8 protein-coding genes and 1 pseudogene are annotated in these 8,473 nt (G+C 44.4%); 6 read left to right on the top strand and 3 right to left on the bottom strand.

The window, feature by feature from the left end:
• A pseudogene (locus tag D0T51_RS12295) lies at positions 1 to 130 on the bottom strand (glycosyltransferase family 2 protein); the annotation flags it as partial.
• A gap of 233 nt (positions 131 to 363) precedes the next feature.
• Here D0T51_RS12295 and lipB point away from each other — a divergent pair.
• Positions 364 to 1,071, top strand: a complete 708-nt coding sequence (lipB, locus tag D0T51_RS07360; RefSeq protein ID WP_255495790.1) for a lipoyl(octanoyl) transferase LipB — start codon at positions 364 to 366, stop codon at positions 1,069 to 1,071.
• Positions 1,072 to 1,093: 22 nt separating this feature from the next.
• Here lipB and D0T51_RS07355 read toward each other — a convergent pair whose 3' ends face one another.
• Positions 1,094 to 2,860 (bottom strand): DNA polymerase III subunit gamma/tau, encoded by a 1,767-nt coding sequence (locus D0T51_RS07355; RefSeq protein WP_163727325.1) that lies wholly within the window; start codon positions 2,858 to 2,860, stop codon positions 1,094 to 1,096.
• Positions 2,861 to 2,931: 71 nt separating this feature from the next.
• On the opposite strand from D0T51_RS07355, the gene D0T51_RS07350 reads away from it, so the two are divergent.
• Together D0T51_RS07350 and D0T51_RS07345 are read left to right on the top strand one after the other, a co-directional pair.
• Positions 2,932 to 3,237, top strand: coding sequence for a septum formation initiator family protein (locus D0T51_RS07350; protein WP_163727322.1), 306 nt, complete (start codon positions 2,932 to 2,934; stop codon positions 3,235 to 3,237).
• A complete protein-coding gene (locus D0T51_RS07345) occupies positions 3,238 to 3,567 on the top strand; it encodes a hypothetical protein (RefSeq protein WP_163727319.1) in 330 nt (109 codons plus the stop codon).
• A gap of 306 nt (positions 3,568 to 3,873) precedes the next feature.
• Here the strand turns inward: D0T51_RS07345 and D0T51_RS07340 are convergent, their stop codons facing one another.
• Complete coding sequence (locus D0T51_RS07340) at positions 3,874 to 5,205, bottom strand: MATE family efflux transporter (protein WP_163727316.1); 1,332 nt, start codon at positions 5,203 to 5,205, stop codon at positions 3,874 to 3,876.
• Between the two features lie 87 nt (positions 5,206 to 5,292).
• Here D0T51_RS07340 and D0T51_RS07335 point away from each other — a divergent pair, with 87 nt between their 5' ends.
• The 3 genes from D0T51_RS07335 to D0T51_RS07325 all read left to right on the top strand — a co-directional run bounded on the left by D0T51_RS07335 (position 5,293) and on the right by D0T51_RS07325 (position 8,459).
• Positions 5,293 to 6,492: a lipase family protein gene (locus D0T51_RS07335; protein WP_163727313.1), complete on the top strand. Its 1,200-nt coding sequence runs from the start codon at positions 5,293 to 5,295 to the stop codon at positions 6,490 to 6,492.
• 71 nt (positions 6,493 to 6,563) lie between these two features.
• Positions 6,564 to 7,844, top strand: a complete 1,281-nt coding sequence (locus D0T51_RS07330) for an O-acetylhomoserine aminocarboxypropyltransferase/cysteine synthase family protein (RefSeq protein WP_163727309.1) — start codon at positions 6,564 to 6,566, stop codon at positions 7,842 to 7,844.
• Positions 7,845 to 8,069: 225 nt separating this feature from the next.
• Positions 8,070 to 8,459 carry a hypothetical protein gene (locus D0T51_RS07325; RefSeq protein ID WP_163727307.1) on the top strand — a complete coding sequence of 130 codons (390 nt, stop codon included), beginning with the start codon at positions 8,070 to 8,072 and terminating at the stop codon, positions 8,457 to 8,459.
• Positions 8,460 to 8,473 lie beyond the last annotated feature (14 nt).

Raw genomic sequence — 8,473 nt, 5'->3', positions numbered from 1 at the left:
GAGTGCTGTAATCGTTGTAAACAGTATATGTATAAGGAATGGTAAACCGGGACGACAAGATCGCATCAATAGTTTGTAATGTCAATTCTATCGAATCTTTTACCGGTGTAATTATATTTATTTTTTTCACTTTAATAACTATTAGTCATTCTGAATCCAAACGATTCCATACATTTTTAGCCTTTCATCCATCGCTTTTCCCAAACAAACAGACGCATGATAAAACCTTACTTAGAACGGATTCATATCAAAAGACAAAGATAATGAATCTTTTGACATCCTTTCTGCCCGAAACAAAAAGAGAGACAGGGCAAATACAAATTGGGATACAAAAATTGTACTGAAAGTAAATTATATATACTTTTGTTTGATTACTCTGTCAAACAATCCAAACAAAAAAAAGAAATGAAGCCATTCACCTACCACGACCTGGGAATGATCGATTATTCCTCTGCCCTGGAGATCCAGACAAACGCATTCCAGGATTTATTAACGGCCAAAAAGGAAGGGAGACAGGGAATTAACCAATTATTCTTCTGCGAACACAATCCGGTATTTACCCTTGGGAAAAGCGGGAAAGAGGACAATCTATTAATCCCGGAGGCTCTGTTGAAAGAAAAAGGAGCCACGCTCTATCATATCAACAGAGGAGGGGATATTACCTATCACGGACCGGGACAGATCACGGGTTATCCGGTTTTTGATCTGGAGAAATGGGGCATCGGTCTGAAAGAATACATTGGCCGCATGGAAGATATTGTCATTCGTTTCCTCTCTTTATACAAGCTAAAAGGCGAACGTTTGGCAGGGGCTACCGGGGTATGGCTGGATCCGGAAGTACCCGGCAAAGCGCGTAAGATATGTGCGATCGGCGTAAAGAGCAGCCGGTATGTGACCATGCACGGCTTTGCCTTAAATATACATACGGATTTAAACTATTACTCACTTATCAACCCCTGTGGTTTTGTAGACAAAGGGGTTACTTCTTTACAAAAAGAAATCGGCTTTTCGCCGGATTTTGAGAAAACAAAAGAACAGGTCAAAGATCTATTCCTCGAATACTTCCCCTGAAAAAAGAAAATCTTTCAACGAATCAATCTATCGCCAGGTTAAACTCTTCTTTGAGTTTTTCCAACAAAGGATTGATCTCTACCAGATGTTCGTATTTCTCGGTGGAGGTATAGGCTAGTTTCTTCTCATTCGACTCGCTGATACGCACCCGCATCTGGATACGCGTATTATGGAGTTGCTGCCGCAGATAGGAAAGAATATAAAGGGCTCCATTCATCAGTTCGTCCTGCTGTCCCTGGTTATGCACCGCTACCTCGAAGCAATAATCAGCCTGCAATACAGGCTTGCAGTTCATCATCGTATTCTTCAGATACACCTTCGTATCGATCGTCTCGGCAAAACCATTCCAGTGAATCAATAAATCGTCTTCCGCAAAAGGAGTCACCACCTCCTCGACTGCCTTGACCTCCTCCACTATTTTTTCTTTGGGACGGTCATTCTGCAGTTCTTTGATGGAAGTACTCATCGGACGTGCCTGCTTTTTCACCTGCGAGCCTGCCGGAGGTGGAGCCTGTGGCATCGGGATGGGTGCATTCGACGGCATATGGGTGGTCACCACCTTTGCTGCCGATTGGGAAACAGAGGGGAGCGCTTGTACCGGTTGCGTCGACTGAGCCGCTGGAGAAGTAACAGGAGTACCCGCAAGGGGTTCAATCAGTGTTTTTTTTTTATCCTCATCCCCCGGTTGAGCCGCTGGATGATTCAATTGGCATAACTGAATCAATGTCAATTCCAGAAGGAGGCGTTTGTTGCGGCTGGTACGGTAATCCAAGTCGCAGCGGTTAGCCATCTCAATGGCTTTAAACAGCAATATATCCGAACAACGTTTAGCCATCTCTATGTATCGTTCGCGGATAGAAGCACCGACCTCAAACAATACCAATGTAGACGGATCCTTACATACCAACAGGTCACGGAAATGCCCAGCCAATCCGGTAATAATATTCTGTCCGTCAAAACCGATACGCAGAATCTCATTGAGGATAAGAATAGCCGCCCGCACATTGCCCGTCAGTATGGCATCGGTCAATCGGAAATAATATTCATAATCCAATACATTCAGGTTGTCAATAACCGCCTGATACGTAATATTCCCGTTTGTAAAACTCAACACCTGGTCAAAGATAGAAAGCGCATCACGCATCCCTCCATCCGCCTTTTGAGCAATTACATTAAGGGCTTCCGCCTCTGCCGTAGCCTGTTCACAGGAGGCCACATATTGCAGATGCTCCACCATATCCGCAATCGTTATGCGGGAGAAGTCATAGATCTGGCAACGAGACAGGATAGTGGGTAATACCTTATGCTTCTCGGTGGTCGCCAGAATAAAAAGAGCATGATGAGGCGGTTCCTCCAATGTTTTCAAGAAAGCATTAAAGGCAGCCGAGCTTAACATATGGACCTCATCAATAATGAATACTTTATATTTTCCGATAGCCGGCGGAATACGTACCTGGTCAATGAGGGAACGAATATCATCCACCGAATTATTGGAGGCCGCATCCAGTTCGTGGATATTATAGGAACGTTGCTCATTAAAGGCCATACACGACTCACAAGCATTACAGGATTCCCCTTCTGCGGTCAGACTCAGGCAGTTGATCGTCTTGGCAAATATACGGGCACAAGAGGTCTTCCCTACCCCACGGGGACCACAAAACAAATAAGCATGCGCCAGTTTATTGTTCTGTATAGCATTCTTCAATGTAGTGGTGAGTGTTTTCTGCCCCACCACACTTTGAAATGTAGAAGGACGGTATTTCCTTGCCGAAACAATATAGTTATCCATGCGTCGCTTTTTATTGAATAGACAAAGATAAACAAAATATTTCATTTATATTTGCAAAAAACATATACCCTATGTCGCGCATCAAGGACTTTTACACGAAGTATTTTGCATGGATCAATGCTTATTGGTTGGTGACCATTGTCTTCCTTATCTTTACATTTACAACGGGCGACAGCAGCCTGTATAAACGATACGTATATGAAGAAAAGATCCGGGAACTGGAAAAAGAAATCAAATTCTACGAGGCAGAGATAGTGACCAACCGACAAAAACTAAACGACCTGCATACGGATAAAGAAGGATTGGAACGCTTCGCCCGGGAAGAATATCTTATGAAAAAATCCGATGAAGACATTTTCATCATCAAGGATAAATAAATGAATCAACACACACGAACAGTTATTTTCACTACCGCCGGTTTATTGTTGCTGGCAGGTGCTATTTTGCATTTTACGCAATGGTTTTATGCGCCCTACCTCTTTGCCGTAGGAGCAGCTGGTATTGCTGTATCTTATTTTACCCTCCCTACCCAAGAGATGGATTTCAGGCAAAAAAGATTACATCGTTATAATATCATCGCCGGATTATTAATGATCCTCTCTTCCGGTTTGATGTTTTCCGAACGAAAAGAATGGGTACTCTGCTTAACCATTGCTGCCATCATGCAGGTATATGCTGCATTCGTCTCCCCCTCTAAAGACAAATAAACCGCTGTTTCATCCCTTTGCGGTTAGACCGACCGGTGGCTCCTTGGCATTGTATGCCCGGTCAAGCCCTGTTTCTTCCTGCATCATTTCATTCCTTTTTTGCCGGTAAATAATTTTGCCGATATACGTCGGCAAAATTGCTGATATATGTCGGCAAAATTGCTGACAATTATCGGCAAAATTGCTGACGATCGTCAGCAATTTTATTCCCTTGCGTTTTTACCCTATAACACAGCGGCAAATGCCTTCTATTAATTGAGTTAGGAAGAAAAGCAAGAGTTCCCGTATCCTTCTGTGTTTGCTTTTTCAGAGCAACACCCTCTTTTGCAAAAAGCGAATCCAGAGAAAAGAGGCAATGCCTTTCAGTATGCTGGAGATACTGATGGCCCACCATACTCCGACGATTCCCCACCCTGCTGCTGCCAATCCAATAGCCAAAGGGATTCTGAGTGTGTTAAACGCAATACTGATAATAGCGGGAGGAACGGTGCGCCCTGTTCCATAAAACAATCCTTGCATCGTTATTTCGAGCATCATAAACACCATGGAATAGCCATCGATACGCAAAAAGATCCCCCCTGCCTCATAAGCCGCCTTCTCGGGCACAATCAAAGCAAAGAGTTCACTTCCCCAGCATACAAAAAGCAGGGTACAGAAAAGCCCCAAAAGGGTAGTCATTTTCAATGTCGTATGATAGGCACTGACAACACGTTCACTCTTGCGTGCCGCATAATTCTGTGCCACAAAGGCACTTAACCCGGTACTGAAGCCTTGCGAGGTATTCCAGGCAATGGCTTCTATCTGCCCACCGGCCGTAAGGGTCATCAAGCCGATATGTCCACCATAGGTAGAGGCGGTCCGCCCCATCAACAAATTGATTACGGCAAAAAAAGTATTCAACAAGGCTACGGGCAATCCCAATCGGATGACGCGTCGGGTATATGTAGCCTTTAAGCGTACAAAAAAAGGAAAACCACCCAACAAACGGCTCTTCCTCTTGACATGATAAACAAAGACTATACAAACGATAGCCTGTGAAAACCAGGTAGCCCAGGCCGCTCCTGCCGTGCCCCAGCCAAACCCAAAGATGAAGAGAGGATCCAAGATCATATTCATCACCAGCCCTGCCCCACTGATATAAAAAGGGATCTTGCTTAACCCCGCGGCATTATGAATGCCGGTAAAAGCGGAAGAAAGAAAAACAAAAGGGAAAGCCGTAGAAACAATCCGTAAATAGACAATCGCTTTGTCCGAAATAAGGGCATCCAGTTTATAGACCCCAATAATCGGATAAGCCAAAAGAAACATCATCGCTCCCCAGCCGAGGGAAAGAAGAAGGCCGATGGTCAGGTTGTGCGAGGCAAAGTGACGGGCATCCTCCTCATGACGGGCACCGATGCTTTGTCCGACACTCACCTCCGAGCCTACCTTACTCAACAAAGAGATCGAGTGTGTCATCCAAGTCAATATGCCTACCGCGCCTATGGCCGCCACCGACTCACTACCCAGGCGTCCGACCCAGGCCATATCTGTCAAGCTATAAGCCATTTGAATAAAAGAGGTGCCCATAATAGGCAAAGCCAGATTAAATAGTTGGCGCGTAATCGGTCCCTGTGTGAGATTCTTTGTTCCTTGCATTCTTCTTGAAATAGTCCGCAAAAGTAAGAATAAATTCCTACCTTTACAGTCTTTGATCTTTTAAAGCGTACAAGCCCCTTACCCCATATGAAAAAAGAAAAAAATCCCTGTATATACTATTTGTTCTTCTTTCTTCTATTGAATGGCTTCTTTGCCTGTTCCCATGGAGATGAAAAAGAAATACCGGATCCAACGGATGCAAACTATTTCATTGCCGTAACCGAATCGGTTTCGCTGGACAGGACTTCACTGCTCAAACGTTTAAGTTCGGATGTGCCGGATTTCATTGCTTTGCTTCTGCCCGACACAAAGATACAGACAGATGCCATCCGGTATAAAAGCAAAGACCCGAAAGGGAATCCGGTGGAGGCTTCCGGCATTATTTCATACCCGACAAAGGGACCTATCAAAGGCGTCGTCGTCGGGGAACATTATTCGATAGGCGCCAACCGGGAAGCTCCCTCTTCCACAATGGCCATCATCGAATCGGCCTTAGCCTTATTCGGTTATGTGGTGATAGCGCCGGACTACCTGGGGTTCGGATCGACCGTAGACCTGCCACAAACCTACCTCCATGCCGAAAGTGCCGGACGTGTCTCTGTCGATATCTTCTTTGCCGCCCGTGAATACATGGAAAAGAGAAACACACCTATAGGAAAGGAAATAGACATTATCGGCTATTCGCAAGGGGGATATTCGGCATTGGCATTTGCCCAAATGGCGGAAGAACACTATGCAGAGGAGATATCCATAAGGCGGGTTTTTGCCGGTGGCGGCCCGTATGTGCCGGCAAGTATGTTCGACCTATTCATCGAAAGCAACACATTAGACAATCCCCCCACGGTGCTTCTTGCAACCATCGGCCTGGATTACGGAGATCAGTTAAACCTCAATTACGCCAATGTATTTCAAGAGCCTTTACTGTCGAACTACACAGACTGGTGTATCAGCAAAAAATACAGCCTGGCAGAGATAGAAAAGAAATTAGGTAGTAAGAAGTTGAGCGACTTTATGCATCCCGACCTGTTTCAGCCGAACAAAAATGCAGACCTCAACAAATTATACACCTCCCTGCACAGAAACAATGTGATCGGGTGGACACCCCAAGCATTCCTTTTATTGGTTCACGGCAAAAAGGATCAAACGGTTCCTCACATAAATGCAGAAAAAGCCTATGAAAGCTTCCAAAACAAAGGATGCCAGGTGGAATTAAAGTCTTTTGAAACAGATCATTCCGACACGGCCATCCCTTTCTTTTTAGAGGTATTAAATCGCTTGGGAACCTGAGACAGCTTATCATTCTACTTTTTTCTTATTTTTGCTCCCTAATTTGAATATATCATTAAATAACAAATAATATGAGTAACAATTGGAAACCGGGAACCCTGTGCGTACAGGCCGGTTGGACACCCAAAAAAGGCGAGCCTCGTGTGCTCCCTATCTACCAAAGTACAACCTTTAAGTACGAAACAAGCGAGCAGATGGCCAAGTTGTTTGACCTGGAAGAGAGTGGCTATTTTTATACCCGCTTACAGAATCCGACCAACGACGCTGTGGCCGCCAAAATCACCGCCTTGGAAGGGGGAGTGGCCGGGATGTTGACCTCTTCGGGACAAGCAGCCAACTTCTACGCTCTTTTCAATATATGCGAGGCAGGTGATCATTTCGTTACGGCTACCAGCATCTATGGAGGCACCTACAACCTGTTTGCCGTGACCATGAAAAAACTGGGTATAGAATGTACTTTTGTCGACCAGAATGCCTCTGAAGAGGAGATCAGCAAGGCCTTCCGTCCGCAAACAAAAGCGTTGTTCGGCGAGACCTTGTCCAATCCGGGTGTCATGGTACTGGATATAGAGAAGTTTGCCCGGATAGCCCACAAACAGGGGGTGCCTCTGATCGTCGACAATACCTTCCCGACACCGATCAACTGCCGCCCTTTTGAATGGGGAGCCGACATTGTGACTCACTCTACTACCAAGTATATGGACGGTCATGCTGCCGCTGTAGGCGGTTGCATCGTGGACAGTGGTAATTTCGATTGGGAAGCGCATGCCGATAAATTCCCGGGACTTTGTACGCCGGATGAATCTTATCACGGTCTGACCTATACAAAATCCTTCGGCAAAGGAGCTTATATCACCAAAGCCACTTCGCAACTGATGCGCGACCTGGGATCTATACAGGCTCCTGAAAATGCGTTCCTGCTTAACCTGGGATTGGAAACATTGCATCTACGCATGCCACAACATTGCAAAAATGCCTTAGCGGTTGCCCAATGGTTGAAGAATAACGACAAAGTAGCCTGGGTGAATTATCCGGATCTGGAAGACAGTGAACATCATGAGCTGACAAAAAAATACCTGCCGAACGGTTCGTGCGGTGTACTTTCTTTCGGCTTGAAAGGAGGACGGGAAGAGTCTATCCGCTTTATGGATAACCTGAAGCTGGTAGCTATTGTCACACACGTAGCGGATGCACGCACTTGTGTCTTACATCCCGCCAGTCATACACACCGTCAACTCAGTGATGAACAATTGCAGGAAGCCGGCATTGCCCCGGATCTGATTCGTTTTTCTACCGGTATTGAAAATGTGGAAGATATCATTGCCGATATCCAACAGGCTTTGAATCAATAAATACGAAAGAAAAAGCTCCGGTTATAGGTCGATTCAAATGCCTGTTTTATAGATAAAAAACGTTCATTCATCTATTTTGCCATTTAATAGATTAAACGCATACCCTCATTTACAATCAAAGAAACACAAATAAGGGAAGAAATTATTCTTCCAAAGCAAAAAGATTGTTTTTGAGAAAATAGTAGTTTTTTAGGTAATTAGTTTAACAAATTAAAAGAGTAGGTTATGAAACGTTTAATTGTTGCCGTTATGGCATTGACATTGTGTGCATCCCTGAGTTTTGCCCAACAGAGTTCAAAAATCAGTCTGAGACCTTTAGTGATTAATACAAATCAGTTAAGTAAATTCTTGGCATTGGATAATAATCAGTTACAAGAGGTCTCGGATATCAATGCCTATTTTATTGAAAAACAGGAGGAAGTGTTTAAATACAACACCGGACTTCAGGAGCAAAAGAAGAAAGAGGCTATTTATGGTAATTTGAAATTGATGAAAGAGGTATTGAATACAGAACAATACCGGAAATATGTAGCCCTCGTGAATGTAACAAACAATAATTATTTACAGGAAGAAGCACTGCTACATACCGATTTACAGTTTGCTAAAAACGATTAAATAGATTTCGATTG

The sequence above is a fragment of the Parabacteroides sp. 52 genome (genome assembly GCF_010500925.1).
Lineage (GTDB): Bacteria > Bacteroidota > Bacteroidia > Bacteroidales > Tannerellaceae > QVMG01.
Note: the sequence above shows the minus strand (reverse complement) of the source record. Positions and strands in the feature narration are given on the sequence as shown.

What these genes read in the sequence shown, in the direction of transcription:
- D0T51_RS07325 (WP_163727307.1), top strand. Translation starts at nt 8,070, where the DNA reads ATGAAACGTTTAATTGTTGCCGTTATGGCATTGACATTGTGTGCATCC.
- D0T51_RS07340 (WP_163727316.1), bottom strand. Translation starts at nt 5,205, where the DNA reads ATGCAAGGAACAAAGAATCTCACACAGGGACCGATTACGCGCCAACTA.
- D0T51_RS07345 (WP_163727319.1), top strand. Translation starts at nt 3,238, where the DNA reads ATGAATCAACACACACGAACAGTTATTTTCACTACCGCCGGTTTATTG.
- D0T51_RS07350 (WP_163727322.1), top strand. Translation starts at nt 2,932, where the DNA reads ATGTCGCGCATCAAGGACTTTTACACGAAGTATTTTGCATGGATCAAT.
- D0T51_RS07355 (WP_163727325.1), bottom strand. Translation starts at nt 2,860, where the DNA reads ATGGATAACTATATTGTTTCGGCAAGGAAATACCGTCCTTCTACATTT.
- D0T51_RS07330 (WP_163727309.1), top strand. Translation starts at nt 6,564, where the DNA reads ATGAGTAACAATTGGAAACCGGGAACCCTGTGCGTACAGGCCGGTTGG.
- D0T51_RS07335 (WP_163727313.1), top strand. Translation starts at nt 5,293, where the DNA reads ATGAAAAAAGAAAAAAATCCCTGTATATACTATTTGTTCTTCTTTCTT.